The sequence below is a fragment of the Microtetraspora sp. NBRC 16547 genome, from assembly GCF_030268965.1.
In the GTDB taxonomy this organism is placed as follows: Bacteria; Actinomycetota; Actinomycetes; order Streptosporangiales; family Streptosporangiaceae; genus Microtetraspora.
Genome location: NZ_BSSE01000001.1, coordinates 518,791 through 537,631, shown reverse-complemented (window position 1 = coordinate 537,631; position 18,841 = coordinate 518,791). Strand labels below are relative to the sequence as shown.

General features: G+C 68.4%; 20 protein-coding genes. 8 read left to right on the top strand and 12 right to left on the bottom strand.

Annotated elements, in window-relative coordinates; translation table 11 throughout:
* Positions 1-192: 192 nt before the first annotated feature.
* Positions 193-849, bottom strand: a complete 657-nt coding sequence (locus tag QSK17_RS02365) for a TMEM175 family protein (RefSeq protein WP_285702661.1) — start codon at positions 847-849, stop codon at positions 193-195.
* 281 nt (positions 850-1,130) lie between these two features.
* On the opposite strand from QSK17_RS02365, the gene QSK17_RS02360 reads away from it, so the two are divergent.
* Positions 1,131-2,885: a glycoside hydrolase family 15 protein gene (locus tag QSK17_RS02360; protein ID WP_285702660.1), complete on the top strand. Its 1,755-nt coding sequence runs from the start codon at positions 1,131-1,133 to the stop codon at positions 2,883-2,885.
* Between the two features lie 508 nt (positions 2,886-3,393).
* Here the strand turns inward: QSK17_RS02360 and QSK17_RS02355 are convergent.
* Positions 3,394-5,184 (bottom strand): phosphatase PAP2 family protein, encoded by a 1,791-nt coding sequence (locus QSK17_RS02355; RefSeq protein WP_285702659.1) that lies wholly within the window; start codon positions 5,182-5,184, stop codon positions 3,394-3,396.
* Between the two features lie 811 nt (positions 5,185-5,995).
* Positions 5,996-6,586: a TetR/AcrR family transcriptional regulator gene (locus tag QSK17_RS02350; protein ID WP_285702658.1), complete on the bottom strand. Its 591-nt coding sequence runs from the start codon at positions 6,584-6,586 to the stop codon at positions 5,996-5,998.
* Positions 6,587-6,713: 127 nt separating this feature from the next.
* On the opposite strand from QSK17_RS02350, the gene QSK17_RS02345 reads away from it, so the two are divergent.
* Together QSK17_RS02345 and QSK17_RS02340 are read left to right on the top strand one after the other, a co-directional pair.
* A complete protein-coding gene (locus QSK17_RS02345) occupies positions 6,714-7,502 on the top strand; it encodes an alpha/beta fold hydrolase (protein WP_285702657.1) in 789 nt (262 codons plus the stop codon).
* Between the two features lie 408 nt (positions 7,503-7,910).
* Positions 7,911-8,621 carry a class I SAM-dependent methyltransferase gene (locus tag QSK17_RS02340; RefSeq protein WP_285702656.1) on the top strand — a complete coding sequence of 237 codons (711 nt, stop codon included), beginning with the start codon at positions 7,911-7,913 and terminating at the stop codon, positions 8,619-8,621.
* A gap of 125 nt (positions 8,622-8,746) precedes the next feature.
* On the opposite strand, the gene QSK17_RS02335 is transcribed toward QSK17_RS02340, so the two are convergent.
* The 9 genes from QSK17_RS02335 to QSK17_RS02295 all read right to left on the bottom strand — a co-directional run bounded on the left by QSK17_RS02335 (position 8,747) and on the right by QSK17_RS02295 (position 13,958).
* Positions 8,747-9,820, bottom strand: a complete 1,074-nt coding sequence (locus QSK17_RS02335) for a hypothetical protein (protein ID WP_285702655.1) — start codon at positions 9,818-9,820, stop codon at positions 8,747-8,749.
* Positions 9,817-10,320: a SigE family RNA polymerase sigma factor gene (locus QSK17_RS02330; RefSeq protein ID WP_285702654.1), complete on the bottom strand. Its 504-nt coding sequence runs from the start codon at positions 10,318-10,320 to the stop codon at positions 9,817-9,819. The genes QSK17_RS02335 and QSK17_RS02330 overlap by 4 nt, the downstream gene beginning before the upstream one ends.
* A 196-nt stretch (positions 10,321-10,516) precedes the next feature.
* A complete protein-coding gene (locus QSK17_RS02325) occupies positions 10,517-10,897 on the bottom strand; it encodes a MauE/DoxX family redox-associated membrane protein (protein WP_285702653.1) in 381 nt (126 codons plus the stop codon).
* Entirely contained in the window at positions 10,894-11,436 is a 543-nt protein-coding gene (locus QSK17_RS02320) for a hypothetical protein (RefSeq protein WP_285702652.1), read from the bottom strand. Before QSK17_RS02320 ends, QSK17_RS02325 begins: the two co-directional genes overlap by 4 nt.
* An 18-nt stretch (positions 11,437-11,454) precedes the next feature.
* Positions 11,455-11,622: a hypothetical protein gene (locus QSK17_RS02315; RefSeq protein WP_285702651.1), complete on the bottom strand. Its 168-nt coding sequence runs from the start codon at positions 11,620-11,622 to the stop codon at positions 11,455-11,457.
* Positions 11,623-12,150 (bottom strand): hypothetical protein, encoded by a 528-nt coding sequence (locus QSK17_RS02310; RefSeq protein WP_285702650.1) that lies wholly within the window; start codon positions 12,148-12,150, stop codon positions 11,623-11,625.
* Positions 12,147-12,656, bottom strand: a complete 510-nt coding sequence (locus QSK17_RS02305; RefSeq protein ID WP_285702649.1) for a thioredoxin domain-containing protein — start codon at positions 12,654-12,656, stop codon at positions 12,147-12,149. Before QSK17_RS02305 ends, QSK17_RS02310 begins: the two co-directional genes overlap by 4 nt.
* A 1-nt stretch (position 12,657) precedes the next feature.
* Entirely contained in the window at positions 12,658-13,266 is a 609-nt protein-coding gene (locus QSK17_RS02300) for a hypothetical protein (protein WP_285702648.1), read from the bottom strand.
* Between the two features lie 308 nt (positions 13,267-13,574).
* The gene (locus tag QSK17_RS02295) at positions 13,575-13,958 is read right to left on the bottom strand and encodes a DUF4352 domain-containing protein (RefSeq protein WP_285702647.1); all 384 of its coding nucleotides are present in this window, start codon (positions 13,956-13,958) and stop codon (positions 13,575-13,577) included.
* On the opposite strand from QSK17_RS02295, the gene QSK17_RS02290 reads away from it, so the two are divergent.
* The 5 genes from QSK17_RS02290 to QSK17_RS02270 all read left to right on the top strand — a co-directional run bounded on the left by QSK17_RS02290 (position 13,921) and on the right by QSK17_RS02270 (position 18,826).
* Positions 13,921-15,717, top strand: a complete 1,797-nt coding sequence (locus QSK17_RS02290) for a glycosyltransferase family 2 protein (protein WP_285702646.1) — start codon at positions 13,921-13,923, stop codon at positions 15,715-15,717. The genes QSK17_RS02295 and QSK17_RS02290 overlap by 38 nt on opposite strands.
* Positions 15,718-15,785: 68 nt before the next feature.
* The gene (locus QSK17_RS02285; protein WP_285702645.1) at positions 15,786-16,808 is read left to right on the top strand and encodes an energy-coupling factor ABC transporter permease; all 1,023 of its coding nucleotides are present in this window, start codon (positions 15,786-15,788) and stop codon (positions 16,806-16,808) included.
* Positions 16,809-16,866: 58 nt separating this feature from the next.
* Positions 16,867-17,631 (top strand): cobalt ECF transporter T component CbiQ, encoded by a 765-nt coding sequence (gene cbiQ / locus QSK17_RS02280; protein ID WP_285702644.1) that lies wholly within the window; start codon positions 16,867-16,869, stop codon positions 17,629-17,631.
* A complete protein-coding gene (locus tag QSK17_RS02275; RefSeq protein ID WP_285702643.1) occupies positions 17,628-18,377 on the top strand; it encodes an energy-coupling factor ABC transporter ATP-binding protein in 750 nt (249 codons plus the stop codon). Before cbiQ ends, QSK17_RS02275 begins: the two co-directional genes overlap by 4 nt.
* A 104-nt stretch (positions 18,378-18,481) precedes the next feature.
* A complete protein-coding gene (locus QSK17_RS02270) occupies positions 18,482-18,826 on the top strand; it encodes an STAS domain-containing protein (RefSeq protein WP_285702642.1) in 345 nt (114 codons plus the stop codon).
* Positions 18,827-18,841 lie beyond the last annotated feature (15 nt).

Here is an 18,841-nt window from a genome sequence, read left to right as displayed (position 1 = left end):
GAGTGGCCCGCGACGGGATCTGCGTGTAGACGTTCATGGTCAGTGAGATCTGCGAGTGGCTCGGGATGCGCATCGCCACGCGTGGGTGCACGTCGAGCGCGGCCAGGAGTGAGGCGCAGGTGTGTCGGGTGTCGCCTACGGCAGCCCGCACGCGCGCCGGTCGGCAATTGAGGGCAATCGGGGTCGATGGAATCAGGGACGTGCTGCGAGGGTTCGCCGCATCCTGATGGTCCTGGCTATGCCGGAGCCGACGAGCGGGGTCGCCAGCCACAGGAAGGGGACCAGTTCGGCGGACCAGGCGCTCATGGCGGCTGTTAAGGCCCAGAAGATCCCGATCCCCAGGTAGACCCAGGCGTTGGTACCCAGGCGGTCCACGTCGGTGTCCGGTCGATATAGACGCTGCCTGAGCACCAGAACGATCATGATTCCCTGGCACAGCAGCAGAACGGCCTCGGTGGCGGCGAACATCGCCACCGCCAGTGCATGCTCCCCCGGGGAGTCTTCCGCCAGCGCGCTCGCCTGCCCGAAGACTGATGTCGCGTACGGCAGGAGAACCACCGAGAGCAGCATCGGGAGATGCAATGCGAGCACTGCCGGTGACAGTCGGTCGAGCTGGTCGAACAGGGAGTGGTGCACCCGCCAGACAGACCACAGCATCAAGAAAGCGACGGCGAACGCCACGAACGTGCTTATGTGGTCCCCGAGGAACCCGCTCAGATTCCGGAAGTTCGCGGCCTCAGGCCGGGGCAGCTCCAGCGCGAGAAGTGTGATCGCGATCGCCAGGATGGCGTCAGCGAAGGCACTGACACGCTCACGCGTGAGCCCGGGACGCACCTCTGGCGTCGTCATGACGATCTCCACATAAAGGGGGACAACCGCGGATCATTGTGGCAGATGACCCCAAGCAATTGGGGTCGTGTGTGGTCTTCTGGCCTGGCCTCGTCGGCGGTTCCAGGCTTTGACTGCCATTCGAACCCGACCGACAGGCCGACTCGACACGTGCCACGGGCGTGCCAGATGGGGTGGCCTACAACGGGCGCTCACGGGAGAGGCGGAGCCGGTCAGCCTTCCGGCGCTTACGGTTACACGCCCGAGCGATGACGCGCCGCCCGGCGAGTAGCGTGGTTCACATGCGGATCGAGGACTACGCCCTCATCGGGGACACGCAGTCAGCCGCCCTCGTCGGTCGCGACGGATCGATCGACTGGCTCTGCCTTCCCCGGTTTGACTCCCCCGCATGCTTCGCCAAGCTAGTCGGCGACGAGTCCAACGGGTTCTGGCGGCTGGCCCCCGCCGGGCATGAGATGGCCACGCGACGCGCGTACGCCAACGACACGCTGATCCTCGAGACCGTATGGGAGACCTCCACAGGGACCGTCAAGGTCATCGACTTCATGCCTCCCCGGCACGCCAACCCCGCCCTGGTCCGGATCGTGGAGGGCGTGTCCGGGACGGTGGACATGACCACAGAGATCAGCATCCGGTTCGACTACGGCAGGATCATCCCTTGGGCCCGCCGCTTCGACGGCCGCCTCCACGCCATCGGCGGGCCCGACTCGGTCTGGATCGACGCTCCCCTCCACCTGACGGGCAGCGGCGACCGGCACACCGGCACCTTCACGATCGCCGAAGGGCAACGCCGGTCGTTCGTGTTCACATGGCATCCCTCGCACCAGCCGGAACCCTGCGGCATCGATCCCAGCGAGCAACTCACCGAGACCAGCCGGTTCTGGGAGGAGTGGGTGTCCCGCTGCTGGCTCCCGGGCCGCTGCCGCGCCGCCGTGGTCCGCTCCCTCATCACGCTCAAGGCGCTCACCTACAGCCCGACCGGCGGCATCGTGGCGGCTCCCACCACGTCGCTGCCCGAGCATCTCGGCGGGGTGCGTAACTGGGACTACAGATATTGCTGGCTGCGCGACGCGGCGATGACACTCGACGCCCTGACCGAATCCGGATACATCACCGAGGCGGACGCCTGGCTTGACTGGCTGCTCCGCGCCATCGCGGGCCGCCCGGAGGACCTCCAGATCATGTATGGCGTGGCAGGCGAAAGGCGCCTGCCAGAGCAGACGCTCGACTGGCTTCCCGGCTACGAAGGCTCCCGGCCGGTGCGGATCGGCAACGGCGCGGCCAGCCAGCTTCAGCTCGACGTCTACGGCGAGGTGCTCAGCTGCTTCTACCGGGCCCGCAAGCTGGGGATGCCGCCCGACGAGTACGCCTGGTCCGCAGTTTCCAGGCTGATGAACTTCCTGGAGCGCATCTGGGCCCAGCCCGACGCGGGCCTGTGGGAGATCCGCGGCCCGCGGCGGCATTTCGTCCATTCCAAGGTCATGGCGTGGGTGGCGGCCGACCGGCAGGTACGGGTGATCGAAGAGCTCGGCCACACCGGTCCCCTCAAGCGCTGGCGGGCCATGCGGGACCGGATCCACGCCGAGGTCTGCGACAAGGGCTTCGACCCCGAGCGCGGCACCTTCACCCAGTCGTACGGCTCTCGCGAACTCGACGCGGCGCTGCTCCTCATCCCGATCGTCGGCTTCCTGCCCCCTGAGGACCCCCGGGTCATCGGCACGATCGACGCGATCGAACGCGAGCTGATGACCGACTGTTTCGTGCTGCGCTATCCGATCTCCGAGAGCAACGACATCGACGGCCTGCCCGGAACCGAAGGCGCCTTCCTCGCCTGCAGCTTCTGGCTGGCCGAAGCGCTCTTCCTCATCGGCCGCAAGGACGAGGCCATGGACCTGTTCGAGCGGCTGCTGACCCTCACCAACGACGTGGGCCTGCTTGCCGAGGAGTACGACCCCGTCCAGGCGCGCCATCTGGGCAACTTCCCTCAGGCGTTCACCCACCTCCATCTGATCCATACGGCCCTGGCGCTCAGCTAGTGCCCCTCCCGTCAATCTTTGCCCCGTCGCGTCGCCCAGGACGGCACCTCGCTGCGTTGTCGTCGTCGCTCGTAGGCTCCGCTACGAGCTCCTCCTCCGCCTTGCGATGCACCGCCCTGGACACCGCTCCTTCCGGGCAAACCTTGCCGGTCACGGCACTAGTGCCGGCCGTACTCACCGGCCAGGCAGCGTATAGAAGAGCAGCGATTAACCCAAGGTCGGCCTGGAGCCTGTCGGCCTCTGGGTGCCGAAAGTCGTGCGGTGATGTGGGTGGTGCGCCAAATTCCCTCGTCGTCGAGGTGCACGTTCTCGAACTCTGGAATCGCGGGGTCTCTGGCGGTGCTCCAGCAGCGCCCGGCGGCTGTCGCCAGCCGCAGCCGGGCCCGGCGGGGTGACATCCTCGGCGGGGCTCCCACGTCCGTCTGCTCCCTCCCACGATCCCGGCCGCCGGCGCGGTTGCGACAGCACGCTCGACGTTGTGCGTATGGCGGCTATCGTGGCCAGACACTCAGCGCTTTTCGATCTTGTTGCCCTTCGGGTCGAGCACGTACCACTTGGCACCAAAGGAGTCGTCACCCTGCCCGGTGATGTCGCCGGGCTTGACGTCGGTGACGAAGTAGTACAGCGGGTGGCCGTTGTAGGTGACCTGGGTGGTGTGGTCGGTCCTGGCGGTGGTGCCGAGCAAGGCGGGTGATGCGCCACTGCCGGCCTGCGGCTTGCCCGTGGTGGTCAGGGGCGGCCAGGCGGTCGCGCACGTGCTGTAGCAGGTCGAGCTGGTGCCCTTGTCCGCCTCGAACAGGTACAGCGTGCGTCCTCGGCCGTCGACAAGGATCTTGCCGAGCTTGGAGTCTCGGACCGCGACGGTGGCGTTCGCGACGGTGGCGTTCGCGACGGTGGCGTTCGCGACGGTGGCGCCGGCGGGGCTGGCGTGCCCGGCCGGAGTCTTTCCGGTCGGCGAACTCGGGACAGCTGGCGCGAGCTTCGACTGGCCGAGCGCGTAGCGGGCGATGGCGGTGCCGAGTTCGTTGCCGGACTTGTGGTCGAGCCGGGTGTGTATGCCCCCCCAGATGCGGCTGAGCCCGGCTTCGGTCGCGGTGGCGCTCAAGCTGGTATAGGGCTTGGTGTAGGGACTGGGGCCACCGGCGGCGGGTGAGGTGAGGGTGAAGGTGTTGCGGTCGCCGTAGAAGCGGGCGAGTACTGCCGCGGCGGCCGTGCTGATGTCGCTGTGCATGCCTGGGTAGGACGGGTCGGGAGGGGTGGTGACAAGCGGGGTCCATTTCGGATCTTGCTTGACGTCCGGGTTGCCGGCGGCCAGGCGGATGGCGGTGATCGGCCGCCAGAACCGGTAGGTGTACTTGGCGTCGTAGACGCCGATGGTTGCATCGGCGACGGTGAGGTTGAGCAGGGCGAACATGTCCGCCGACTGGTTGAGATCGCTGTGGCGCGCGAGGGCGACCTGTTGGGCGACGTCGTACCAGTAGTTCTGAGCGGGGCCGGTCCAGAGCTTGGCGAGCGTGGTCTGTTCCGCCGTACGCGTGGTGCTGTGGGCGGCGCCGATGACCTTGACCTCGTTGATGGCGGCCGCGTACGCAGGGCTGCTCAGCGCCGGAGGTGCGGCGGGACGGAACTGGTGGCCGGTACGGAGTAGGAATGGGGTGACGTGGCCCCAGTGGGTGAATTCCGGTGCCTTGAAGGCGGGCGGGGTCGGCCGGTAGTCGCCGGGTTTGCCGGTGGTGGCGTAGGGCGGCGGGGTGGCGTCGGCGCCGTCGTGCGCGCGCAGGGCGAGAATGGCGCGGGCCGCTTGGGTGCCGACCTTGACGCCCTCCTGCTTGGCGCGGCTGTCGGGAATGCCGGCGAGATCGGAGGACAACTGGCGGTCCAGGTCGGCCTTATGCGCTGGGTACAGGGCGGTGAGGGTGTCGTGGGCGGCCGCCGCGGCCGCGGCGGGGCGGGAGGCGTCCCGAGGTGCGGCGAGGTTGGAGCCGTAGAGGGGATGAGCGCGGCTGATCGCGTTGACCGCGTCATAGACGGCTGCGCTCATGATGGCGAAGTTACGGGTGGGATGGATGGTGCCCGGCTCTGCGTGCGGACTGCGCACGATGTCGAGCAGCGTCCGATTCCACTCGATCACCACGTTGCCCCGGGCCGGGGGCGCGACGACGTTCGCGGTCCCGAGCGGGGCGGCATGGGCGGCGGGTGCTGCGGCGTACTGGGGGCCGAGTGTCAAGAAGGCCACCGCGAGCGCGAGCACAGACCGCCGCCGGGTTCTCCGCGGTTCTGGAAGCGCGAAAATCCTCACGATTCTCCTCCTGTCAGATAGCGGAGAGAGGAAAGATGACAGGCCACTTCAGCGTCTCTACGACGACCAACGCCCACCGTGTCAGGGGCCGTCGCCCTCAACCCAGTCGGGACTCGGCCGTGCCGGTCGTTACCGTGCCGGCTCGTAGGGTTTACGTCGTCAGGACGTGCTCGGCGCACCGCTGGTTCGGTTGCGGAAGCCGCTCCAGTCATGGCGAAAAGCACCGCAACGAAAGGACGCGACTAAAAGCCGCAATCTCGTTGTTCTTTTCATGGAGAACAGCGCCTCTTCGTCAGTATTGCTCGCTGGTTCGAATTTTGAACGCAGAAGACTCTCTCTCCTGAACGAAGAATATTCCCGATAGGGTGGTCGGCGGCGAGAATTCTCTGCCCGCGGGCCGCTGCGACAGAGCATTCACAATGCCCTCGGCGCCGGATGTAATCAAACATCCCATACCGTCGCATTCACTACCATAGTCGACAGCAAGTGCGCGTAAACATTGCCGAGGCAAAGCCCTATGTAAGCTGTGCCGTCCACTCCGCGGCGCGGGTAAGCCTAAACTCGATCGTGAGTGTCAAGAAAAGGGTGCGGGCAAACCTGTGGTGACGCTGCGCCATGTGATGCAGATGACCGCCGTGCGACTGCTAGGGAGTGTCTGACAAACGCTGCCCGCGCGCAGCAGGGCGTGATTATCAGACACGACCTAAGCCGACCGCGCGACCATCGCGCGCCAGCCGAAGGCGATGCTGCCGATCAGGAGTGCCACCCAGGCCACGTTGGCCTGCTCAGGACGTCCCCAGGCGGCCAGCACCTATGGCTCGGGAGTGACGGTCGCCATGATGCTGCGGAGCCCGGCCACCACCTCGGCCGCGGAGGGAGCGCGGTCGGGGTCGATCAGCCACTGGGTCATGACCCCGCTCATCAGGGCCATCTGCACCGCGCCCAGAGTGCGTGCCGTGGCGTCCTGGACGGCGTCCTCCGGGATGCCCTGCAAGATCGCTGCCAGGCCCCGACGCCCCTCTGTCTGGCCGCGGGCCAGATGCTCCCGTAGTTCGGGGTAGTGCTCGGCCTGCAGCAGTGCTTCGAATGAGGCGATCCACAGGCGCCTGTGTGTGGTGAACGATTCGATCAGTCGTTCCCACATGGCCTCGAACTGCTCGGCGGGGTCGGCCCCCGGCTCTGCGTACTCCGCCAGGGTGCGGCCGGTTTCCGTGCCCCACTCGTCGATGGCTTCGATGAGTGCCGCGTTCAGCAACGCCTCCCGCGACCCGAAGTGGTAGCCGATGGCGGCCATGCTGACGCCGCCGGCGGCGGCCGTGATGTCGCGGATGGTCGTGCGCGTCCAGCCCTTCTCTTCCAGACAGCGCCGGGCTCCGGCAAGCAGATCTTCACGGTTTCCCATGTCAGGCATGCTAGCGGACCCTAGTTCGCGCGCTTTAGGCAAGCGCCTTAGGCGTACGTCTTGTTCAAGCGCCCAAATCGGCGTATGGTCATGGAGGCCGCAAGGAACGACCCCAAGGAGAATCACTGTGACCAGCCCCCTCCGCTCCGAGCTGCGGATCGACGGCCGCCGCCTGTCCTACCTCGACTTCGGCGGCACCGGGCGTCCCCTGCTCGCCCTGCACGGTCACATGTCCGAAGGCGCCAGCTTCACCGACCTGGCTCGCGAGCTGGCCCCCGACAGGCGTGTCATCGCCCTTGACCAGCGTGGCCACGGCGACTCCGACCGGGCCGCCGACTACTCGCGTGAGGGCTATCTGGCCGACATCCTCGCGTTGCTCGACCACCTCGGCATCGAGCGGATCGCGATCGTGGGCCACTCGCTGGGCGCCATCAACGCCTACCAATTCGCCGCCCGTCACCCCGATCGGGTCGAGGCCTTCGTCAACACCGACGGCCCGGTTTCGCTCGGCCTGCACGGTCCCAACCCGCTGGCCTTCGTCCTGGGCCTGCCCACCCAGGCCCCCACCCGCCAGGCGCTCATCGACGGGCTCGGCCCGGCGGGTCCCTTCCTCGCCGACACCCTGCGCCGCAATCCCGACGGCACATGGCGCCTGCCCTTCCATCCCCAGGACATCGTGGACTCCGAGGACTTGGTCCACGGCGACCACTGGAACGACTGGCTGGCCAGCTCCTGCCCCGCCCTCCTGATCAGGGGTGCCCGGGGCGCCATCCCCGCGGACCAGGCCCAGGCCATGGTGGGACGACGTCCTCGCACCAGCTTCGTCGAGCTGGACACCGACCACTTCGTCTACGCCGGCGACCCCGCCGGATTCGCCAAGGCCGTCCGCGAGTTCCTCGACTCGATCACCGCCTGATCCCGGGGTGCCCGCGGTTCCTTTGGCGAAGAAGTGCAGGGGGCCGACTTCGGATGCCTTCCAGGCGGGACTCCCGCATGGAGCCGGCGAAGACGTCGGCAGCTCGGCCACGCTTCGACGAGTGTGACCAAGGACACATTTCGGCTCCTGTGCGTCGGTCCTGAGGCGTTTCTGAGATCCCCGTAGCCGCCCCTCAGGGGAGAGCTGCCGAGTGGAGGCCGCGTGCCTAGGGGGAGTGGATCAACCGGTGTCGGAGTGTCCCCACAGCCGTCTCCGCCACTGCCGGAGGGGATGCGAAAACCGTGCCTGACCAGCACTGATATAGCGGATCCCAAATATGATCAGAAGTGCCTGCCGCGCGGCCCACCATCTCTTGAGGGACACCGAGTGAACCGAACCATTCGCACGATGGATGATGTCATGGACCTGCTCGACCAGCTCTTCGCACCGGGCGCGGACCGATGGAGCGGGAACGCGTCGCCATGGTGGGACGACTTCTATACCGACCGCTCAAAGCCGGTCCCCTTCTTCGTGGGCAAGCCGGACGAGAGCCTTGTGTCGTACATCGAGCGGGGGGTGCTCAAACCGGGGCGCGCTCTGGATCTGGGTTGCGGACCGGGTCGCAATGCCGTCTACCTGGCCTCGCTCGGCTTCGAGGTCGACGCCATCGATCTCTCCCCTACGGCTGTGGCCTGGGCCGAGGAGCGTGCCCGGGAGGCGGGCGCCGATGTCCGCTTCCACTGCGGCGACGCCTTCACCGCCGACCTCCAGCCCGGCCGGTACGACCTGGTCAACGACTCCGGCTGCCTGCACCACCTGCCGCCGCACCGCAGGGTGAGCTACTTGAATCTGCTGGACCGGCTGCTGGTCCCCGGCGGCCACCTCGCGCTCAGCTGCTTCGCCGCCGGGGCCATGGGCTCCGAATTGCCCGACAAGGAGTTCTACCGCGAAGGCCGCCTGCACGGCGGCCTGGCGTACACCTACGACGAACTGCGTTGGATCTTCGCCGACTACACAGAGGTCGAGATGCGCCAGATGGAGGAACAGTCGCCGGACGCGCCCGTCTTCGGCGCCCCCTTCCTCCTGGCCGCGCTGTTCCAACGCCCAGCAGGAGATTGACCTGCCTGCCTGGCACCCGCCGCGCACGGCCGGCCGGCGAGCACCACGACGGTAGGTGGCCGAGGGGACGCCGCTAGGCCGGTCACGGGGGCGGCTGATCGCGGCGGCGGAGGCGGCCGGGCATGTCAGTGCCGGGCACCGCCGGGAATGACGATCTCCGCCTCGCCCGGGAACTCGTGAAGGAGGCGGCCGGCGGACAACAGCCGCTGGCGTCCGGTCCGCTGGTCGGGGGGAAGCTGGATGACGGCATATCCCTCTGGCGTCGGGCCGAGGGCATACTCACCGTCCGCCAGTGGCGTGCGCGACACGAGTGTGCCCTTCTGGTCGAACTCCAGAACCGCGATCTTGTCTCCGGTGTATTCCAGTAGGAAGATGCGGCCACCGCTGACCTGGACTGACAGGCCGTGGTCGGCATCGGAGAAGACTCCGGCTCCGGTCGCCCGGAGCGTCACGGCCGAGCCGCCCGTGCGCAGGCTCACCTGCCTGCGTGCGCTCCCGTCGTACTGTGACTGGTCCAGGAGGAACAGGGCCCCCGAGGGCAGGATGCCGACGGGCTCGTATCCCTTGGGCAGGTGCGGCGTGGTGGCCCGCCCGGTGGTGAGGTCCACATCGGTGTACGCGCTGACATCCCCGCTCGCGTGGTATCCGAGGATCAACCGCCGCGAGTCGGCGGACCAGGCCCATGGGCTGTAGGCGCTGCCCGCTCCGCCGGTCGCCGGAGAGGCGATGCGGCGCGTTGTGTCACCCAGCAGATCCCTGAGCTCGTAACCGCTCGCGGTCGGCATGCCGAGCCAGCGGCCATCGGGGGACAGCGTGATGTTGCCCGGCGGGGTGATGGTGTGCGCGCCGAGCAGGTACTGCCGGCCGTCCGCGAGAGCCAGCAGCGTGGGGCAGGCGTATCTGCACGGCGTGTACACCGCGGCGCCCTGCCCGACCGGCCCGCGCGCGGGCAGCGCCGGGTAGGCCGACGACGGCGTCGCGGAGCCGGACGCCGCCGGAACCGCCGTGATGGTGTTGCCGGAGAGGCCGGTCAGGCTCTGCTGGAGGCCGACTCCACCGGCGATCACCAGCGCCGCGAAGGTCACTGTCGCCGCGGTTCGCACGGCCCTGCGCCGGCGCATTACGCGCAACACGCGGTCCGCGTCGGCGTAGTCGCGCGCTTCCTCTTCGAGCTGGTGGTAGGTGTCGCGGAGATTCACGGATGCATCCTCTCCAGCAGGTGTGGTGCCACTGTTCTCAGGCGTTTGAGCGCGTCGTGCGCGTGCCGCTTGACCGTCCCGACGGTGCAGTCCAACTGCGCGGCGACCTCCGCCTCCGGGAGGTCCTCGTAGAACCTCAGGTAGAGCACGATCCGCTGCTTGGGACTGAGGAGGCCGAGCGCGTTCCTCAGCATGATCTTGAGTTCGGTCTGCGTGGCCTGGTCCTCGTGGGCCGGGGATTCGGGCAGGTCGGCGGTCGGGAAGAAGGTCAGCCGCCTCGGGCGGCGCCAGGTACGCAACTGGTTGAGCATGATCTTGCGCACGTACGCCTCAGGATCGCCGACGGTCGCGACCTTGCGCCATTTGGCCGCCGCCTTGACCAGCGTCTCCTGTAGCAGGTCCTCGGCATGGCCGTGATCACCGGTGAGCAGAAAGGCCGTCCGCGACAGGGCCAGGCCGCGCGCCGCCACGAACTCTCGGAAACTCTCAGTGTCGGTCACCCGGTCCAGCCCCTCCGTTGGACGGCGTCATCATTGAAGACTCTGGCCGCCCGCGAAAGGTTGAGGGCCGCGCAAGGGGCGAGGCCGTGAAGGGGCGACGCCGCGCAAGGGTCGAGGCCGCGCAAGGGGCGAGGCCGTGAAGGGGCGACGCCGCGCAAGGCCGTGCGGCGAAAGGCTGTACGGCGGAGCGACGCGCTCAGACGGCCGCGCTGAGCAACGCCAAGCCCATCAGCAGGACCAGGGCCGCTCTGATCCAGGTCCACGCGGACACCGTCTCGCGTACGCCGAAACACTGGCAGGAGGCCGGGTTGCCCGCGGCCAGCAGGTAGGTCTGCGCTCCGGTGAACGCGACGCCCAGCAGGCTTCCCGCGACCCCCACGGCCAGGTCGGGCGCGGAGGTGAACACCGCCGCGGCCGTCAGCGCCTCCACGGCGACGATCGCGCCGGCCGCCGCCGACGCGATCCGAAGCCTGAGACCGAAGTTCGCCAGGCTGTCGCGGAAAGCCCCGAAGGAACGGAGCTTCCCGACGACGGCGAGAGCCAGGACGACCCCCAGGGCGTATCGCACGATGATCACGGGATCACCAGCAGTACGATCACCGGGATCGCCAGGATCGCGAACAGCGGCCTCAGCCGGGGCAACTCGAAGTGGAAGGCGGTGTCGGCCGCCATCTTGTTCCGGGCCGCGGCGAACGTCAGAAGCATCACTGCCCTGCCCAGCGCGAAACCGACGCCCGCCATGAGCGCTTGTGGCCACGAGGCGAGAAACACGATGGAAATCGCCATGATGTGCGGTAGCGCGGTCGGCGAGTAGGTTCGCATTCCCGTCCCCATTTCCATGCCGAACTGCACCGACCCCCAGAATGGAATCCGAGTGACGAACTGCGGGACCAGGCGCGCGTTCTGCAGTATGGGGAATTTGAGCACGCCGAGTTCCTGAAGCAGCAGGATGACCGCCGCGAGGGCGACCAGGATCTGGAGCGCGAGGAATGGGAATGGTGCTCGAATAATCGAGCCGACCACGACGAAAGCGAACGTGGTGGCCGTCGCCCCCACGAAAAGACCGAGGATGAAACCGGAAATGTCAGAGCCCCGCCGGACCGACGAGGACAGCACCCAGGCGCTGTTGAGGCTTCAAACAGAGCCCGACAGCGAGAACCCGGCGACCAGGGCCGCGACCAGCCAGGTGAAGCCGGTCGTGCCGGCGCCGAGCGCCCGCGCCGCGAGCACGGCCGCCTCCCCCGCCGCGATCAGGGCCAGGCCCGGTGCGAGCAGGCGGAGGGAGGCCGTCGTGGTACGCACCTAGATCGCGGTCCGGCAGATCGAGAACCGGGTGGTGCCCGTGCTGCCGCAGCTGATGTAGTAATACTCGCCGTCGGAGCATTTACGCTTCAGGCTGCTGGTGCTGCCGCCGTTCCAGCGCCATGCGTTGCGGCCGTCGCAGGTGGACGATTTCGAGGTGTATTTGGCGCTGTAACAGGTGCCGGTGTCGCCGTTGTCCCGGTGCCAGTTGCCGGTGGTGCAGTTGCCGGGACCGTAGAACGCGCTGGAAGGACTGCAGACCGAGCTCGCGTTGGCGTACCCGCGGCAGCTGTCGGTCCAGATGCTCGTGTAGACCACGGCAGCCGCGCTGCGCGGACGGGCTCCCGGCAGCAGGTCCAGGGCGCCGAGCCCGGCCGCCGTCACCGCGCCGAGCGCCATGCCGAACATCCGTCTGCGACTCCAACGTGGGTTGAGCGTGGCCATGCGGGACGGGAGCGCCTCTTCGGGCCTGTCCTGCGCGCTCGGGATCTGGTCGAAAATCGATTTCTCCTGACCGATGATCGTCACGCCTTTACTTCCCTTCGTATCGCCACTGTTCGTTCTACGACGTCCACCAGCGCGTCGCCGGACCCCACCGGGGTCGTGAACGCCACCAGCCCATCCGCTCCGACGACGAGGAGAGCGGGCGTGTAGGGCACGGTGATCGACCGCCAGATCGCGGGGTCCTTGATGACCCGGACCTCGCTGGGGAGGCTCTTGTCGAATCCCGGATCGTCGGAGACCACGGCGAAGGAGTGGTCGGCGGGGAGCCCGGGAGCCAGCTTGCCGATGGCGAGCAGGAGTTCGTCGCAGATCGGGCACTGCCGGTTGATCTTCACGACGAAAGTCGTGCCGTCCGGCGTCGTGACGGCGGACCGCGCCTGCTCATCCTGCCCCGCGCCGAAGCGGACGCCGACGCCGTTGTAGGTGGCCAGCTCCAGCTCACGCACCCGGCGATAGAGGCCCGCTCCGGCCGCGAACAGCAGGGCGACCAGGATGGCGAGCACGATCACCGCGGCCGACGTCGGATCCACCTCAGGCCCTCCAGTCGAGGCGCTTGACCTTGGTCAGGAAGGTGGCCGCGGCATCCTCCGGCGCGATCCCGGCCGCGCGGACCGAGACGCCCGGCCGTGCTTCCCGGGGTGCGTCCCAAGGGGTCAGGGTCACCACGGCGGAATCGGTGACCATGAGCAGCGGCTGCGCCTCGGCATCGGGCACGGCCTCGAGCCGCCAGATCTCGCCCGCGGTGGCCTCGTAACCGCGCCACTTCGGGATCAGTTCGGCGGCTGTCCGCTTGGACTGGACCTCCAAGGTCCCGACGCCCGCGACGGTCTGCATGTACATGGCCATCGACAGGTCGAATCGCTGCCCGGGGTCGGCGGTCATGCCCTCGGGCGTGTCGTTCCAGGCCACCCTGCTGAAGACCTCGACGATGTCGGCCGTCTCCCACGTGGGGGCGTAGAACATCCCGTGCGCCATGTGCCACGGGCCGAGCCATGCGGCCCATCGGGCGTCGTTGGGTTCGGTGCAGTCGTAGATGACGAGCTCGCCACCGGCCAGGGAGAAGCGTTCACGTTCCCGCCCGCCGACCGAGTGCACCCCCGAGCCGAGCGAGGACATGGGGGCGAGTTCGAGTGCCCACATGTCGGCCGTCGTGTTACGGCTCCCGTATTTCGGGATGTAGCGTACGTGGCCACACCATGAGTTCAGTATGTCTTTTTCGACACCTTCGACTTCGAGTTGGATGAGAGTGTCATCAATCGCGCGGACCGTTGATAAATGCGCCATGTGACTTTCCCCTAACGGATGGCCGGATTATAGGGATACGGGCACTGCCGCGCAGTTTGTCATGATCGAATTTCCGCCGTCAAGACCCATTTGTCGGGGGTTCGTAAAGTGCCTGGTCATGTGTCCGCGGTGTTTCGGTCGCACTCAAAACAGGGTTCTCGACGTCAATGCCGAATCAGGGGACCCGCGAAGTCGTCACCGCAGGTCAGCAGGGCGACACCGCGTACCGAGTTTCCCGGGTTGACCTGCTCGTAGAGACTCTTGGAGTTGCCGAGGTGGATCGCCATCTCGGAGTCGGCGGAGTACTCCTTGCCCGCGGCGTCGAGGAGTTTCTGCGCGTCTCCGGCGAACGGCCGGGCTTGGTCGCCGATGTTCTTCACCGTTACGTGGATGAGGACGAACTGTGGGCGCGACCCGCCGTACGGGATGCGGGGTGAGACTCGGGGTGAAAGGTCAAGAGCTGCCCATTGGCATCCCGTGAACCGGGCCGTCGTCACATAATGATTCACGATGGAAACGGAGAGCGAGTGCCCGGTCGACGTCAGCATCCTGGTGCCGACGTACAACTGCCGCGCGTACCTCGACCGTTGCCTCGTCACCCTGCTGATCCAGCGCGTCAGCAAGGAGATCATCGTCGTCGACGACGGATCCGCCGACGACACCCGATCGCTCCTGGACCTGTACGCCGCCCACCATCCGAACGTGATCAAGGTGATCTACCAGGATCACTCGGGAACCCCCGGCAGCCCTCGCAACCGCGCTCTCGCCCATGCTCGCGGCCGGTACGTCTTCTTCTGTGACGCGGACGACTACCTCGGGCCGGAGGCGCTGAGCCGGATGCTCGCGACGGCCGACCGCAACGGGGCCGACATCGTCCTCGGCAAGATCGTCGGCCACGGTCGCAGGGCGCCCGAGTCGATGTTCCGGGAGAACGCCGACCGGGTCACCCTGCTGGAGAGCACGGTCTACAACAGCCTGCTCTGCTTCAAGCTCTTCCGGCGCGACATGATCGACCGGCACGGCATCCGGTTCGACGAGACGCTGCGTGTGGGCGAGGACATGGTGTTCACGGCCCACGCCTACTGTCACGCTGACGTGATCTCGGTCGTCTCCGACCACGACTGCTATCACCTGGTCTCGCGGCCGGACGGCACCAGCGTCATGCAGGAGGTGGGGAGCCGCGACCCGCTCGCCTGGCTGCGGATGGCCCGCGTCCCCATCGGGACCATGGTCCGGCACATCCCGCCCGGCCCCCTTCGCGACCACCTGCTGTTGCGGCATTTCAGGCTCGACGTGTTCGGCCAGCTCGGAGCCCCCCTCCTGGCCGCCGACGCGGCCGACCGCGAGAAGATCGCCATCGAGGCCGCCGACATCTGCGCCGAATGGCTCACCGAGGGCGTGATCGAGCGCCTTGGGCCCACCGACCGGATGCGCGCCGAGTCCCTGCACGACCTCGACCGGCTCGTACGGCTGGCCCGCGTCGAGACCGCCGCCCTCCGCCACCGCCTGACCACGCTGGAATGGGACGGCGACCGCCTGGTGATCGGCGGGCACGTCGCTCTGGACGGGCTCCAGGGGGAGGCCGGCCTCCTGCTGCGGGAGCGCACCTCCCGCCGTGAGCGGCGCGTTCCGATCACCGGGGTGGCCGACCTGTTCAGCGTGTCGATCCCGGTGGCCGCGCTTCCGAGTGGGATGTGGGACGTCTACGCCACCGTGGACTGCGAGGGCGTGCGGAGGCTCGCCCGGCTCGGGGGCGAGCGGGTGCCCGGCCTGGACCGCCCGGAGCCGCGGTTCTCCTCCGGCGTCGTCGCCCTGCCGTACCTCACCCGGCAGTACGGCAACCTCAGCGTGGACATCGGGGGCCACACGGCCCGGGTCCCCGCGTCCGTAAGGCTGGCGGGAACGGGGTGGCTGCGCGACCGGCTCCGCGTGGACGGCGTCGTCGAGGTGGCGGGTGAGCCCGCCGCGATGACCGTGCGCCACCTGATCTGGCGCGAGCGGCGGTCGGGCCGGGAGTGGCGCACGACGGCCCTGGCGACAGGGCCGAGAACGTTTCGATCGGTGATCCGGTGGCCGGCTGCCGGGACCTGGGACGCCTACCTCGAACTCGACGTGGGTGGGCCGCCCGTCCGGTTCCCCGTCAAGATCGGCGATCTGGGGCATCTGCCGCCGCCGGTGACCTGGTGGAGCGGCCTGGCCCGGTGGAGCGCCCGGCCCTACGCCACGGCGGTCAACCGCAGACTCAGCACGTCTGTGCGCGTTGTGACGCCGTTCACCGTCCTTCGGAGGCTGTTCCGCCGCCGTTAATGCGAATTGCTTGCAACTGCTAGGCCATGTCCTAAAGTTGTGGCAGACGCGCATTTCGGAGGCTTGCCGTGCATGTACCCGATGGGTTCTTCAACGCTCCCGTTTCACTCGTGGCAGGGGTCTTCGCTGCCGCGGGCGTGGCTGTCTGCCTCAAGGGCGCACGAAACGAGCTGACCGACCGCACGGCCCCGATGGCGGGGCTCGTCGCGGCGTTCATCTTCGCCGTCCAGATGCTCAACTTCCCCGTCGCCGCCGGGACCAGCGGACACCTGCTCGGAGGAGCGCTGGCCGCGATACTCGTCGGGCCGTACACCGCGGTCCTATGCGTGGCGGTGGTCCTGCTGGTGCAGGGCTTCTTCTTCGCCGACGGCGGGCTGACCGCGCTCGGCATCAACATCACGCTGATGGCCATCGTGACGACGGTCGTCGGCTGGGCGGTCTTCCGCCTGATCACGCGGAGCGCGCCGCGCAGCCGCACCGCCGTGGTGGTCGGCTCGTTCGTCGCGGCGGCGGTGTCCGTGCCGGTGTCGGCGCTCGTCTTCACCGCGCTGTTCTGGATCGGCGGGACCGCGCCGATCGACCTCGCGGCGGTGGCCGCGGCGATGGGCGGCGTGCACGTCCTGATCGGCCTCGGCGAGGGCCTGATCACCGCGCTGACCATCAGCAGCGTCCTCGCCGTGCGGCCCGACCTGGTGTACGGCGCCGCCGGACTGGCCCGGCGCCTGGTGCTGCGGACCGCCGATGGCGAGGTCCCGGTCGAGGAGCCGGCTCCCGCGCCGAAGGGCGGCCTGCGGCCCATCCTGGTCGGCGGCGGTCTCATCGCCGTGCTGCTCGCCGGTGTGGTGTCCTTCTACGCCTCCAGCTCGCCCGACGGTCTGGAGCGGGTGGCCGCGGACAAGGGCTTCGACGTCCACGAGAAGGAGAGCGGCGTGGGGCACTGGCCGCTCGCGGACTACGGCGTCAAGGGCATGGAGAACGAGCGGCTGTCCCTCGGCATCGCCGGTGTCGCCGGGGTCGGGCTGACCGTCCTGGCCGGAGGCGCGGTCTTCTCCACGGTGCGGCGACGCAACCGGGAGAAGGCCGCCGCGTGAACACGCGCGTGAGCCGGGCAGCGCGTACGGCAGGGCGTACGGCAGGGCCGGCCCGGCCGTGAGCGCGGGCCACCATCACCAGCTCTACCGGCCCGGCGACACGGTGGTGCACCGGTTGCCGCCGCAGTGCAAGCTGCTGGCGGCGGCCGGATTCGCCGTCGCCGTGGTCGCCACGCCGAGGGAGAGCTTCTGGGCCTTCGGCGCGTACGCGCTCATGCTGGCGGCGGTCGCCGCCGCCGGGCGGGTGCCGCCGGGCTTCGTCCTGCGCCGCATGGTGATCGAGGTGCCGTTCGTGCTCTTCGCCGTCGCGATCCCGATCATCGGGCTGGGCGAGCGGGTCGAGGTCCTCGGCGTGTCGCTCAGCGCGGAGGGCCTGTGGGCGGCGTGGAACATCCTGGCCAAGGCCACCCTGGGCGTGGTCGCGTCGATCCTGCTCGCGGCCACCACCGAGCCGCGGATGATGTTGCTCGGCGCGCAGCGGCTTCGGCTGCCCCAGCTCCTGGTGCAGATCGCCATGTTCATGCTGCGCTACATGGACGTGATCATGGATGAGATGCGTCGCATGCGGGTCGCCCGCGAGTCGCGCGGGTTCGTGGCCAGGGACGTCCGGCAGATCCCGGTGCTGGCCAAGTCGGCGGGCGCGTTGTTCATCCGCTCCTACGAACGGGGCGAGCGCGTGCACCTCGCGATGCTGAGTCGCGGGTATACCGGTGAGATGCCGATGATTCGTGACCTGTCGGCATCGCTTCGGCAGTGGGGCGTCGCGGGGCTGCTCCCCGGTCTCGCCGCCGCGATGGCCGTACTCTCCTGGAGCCTTTCTTGACATCTCACCCCATTCCCTCGCTTGAGGTCAGCGGTCTGGCCTACGCGTACCCGGACGGCACCCAGGCGCTGTTCGGGGTGGACCTCACGATCGGGCGGGGGGAGCGGGTCGCCCTCCTCGGGCCCAACGGTGCGGGCAAGACGACCCTGGTCATGCACCTCAACGGCATTCTGACCGCCGGGCACGGCTCGGTCCGCGTGGCGGGGCTGGCCGTGCGGGCGGACACGATGAAGGAGATCCGGCGCAGGGTGGGCCTGGTCTTCCAGGATCCGGACGACCAGCTCTTCATGCCGACCGTCCGCGAGGACGTCGCGTTCGGCCCGGCCAACCTCGGGATGCGCGGCGCAGAGCTCGACCGGAGGGTGCGGGTCGCCCTCGAACGCGTCGGCATGCTGGACGCGATCGACCGGCCGCCGCATCACCTGTCGTTCGGCCAGCGGAGGCGGGTGGCGGTGGCCACGGTGCTCGCGATGGAGCCGGAGATCCTCGTGCTGGACGAGCCGTCGTCCAACCTCGACCCGGCCGCACGCCGCGAACTCGCCGAGATCCTGAAAAGTCTGGATGTGACGGTGCTGATGGTGACGCACGACCTCCCGTACGCGCTGGAGCTGTGCGAGCGGTCGCTCATCCTGTCCGGCGGCGTGATCGCCGCCGACAGCCCCACCCGGGCGCTGCTGTCCGATCCGGACCTGCTCGCCGCCCACCGGCTCGAGTTGCCGTACGGCTTCGCGGTTCCGGCCGTTTAGACCAGGCGTTCACATCAGCCGTTCAGATCAGCCGTTTAGATCAGGTTCGTGAACTTCACCCACGGTGATGTCGAAGTAAAGTGGCGTCGCTGAGGAGGTCCACCATGAAGTTGCGGCTCGCGCGTCGATCGCTCTCCGGCGCCGTCGTCGTGGCGGTCGCGGGAGAGCTCGACCTGTTCACCGCGCCGATACTGCGCGACGAGGTACGCGACGCGATCATGCAGGACGGCGCGACCATCGTCCTGGACCTCGCCGCCCTGTCCTTCATGGACTCCAGCGGGCTGAGCGTGCTGATCGAGGCGTGGCGGCTCGCCACGAGCGAGGGCGGGGGCGTCTGCCTCGCCGCGCCGCAGCCGCCGGTGGCACGCATCCTGCGGACGACCGGCCTCGATCGCCGGATAAAGGTCTACCCGGACGTGGACACGGCTATTTTGACCCACCCTGAGTAGAACTTCATTCGGTTG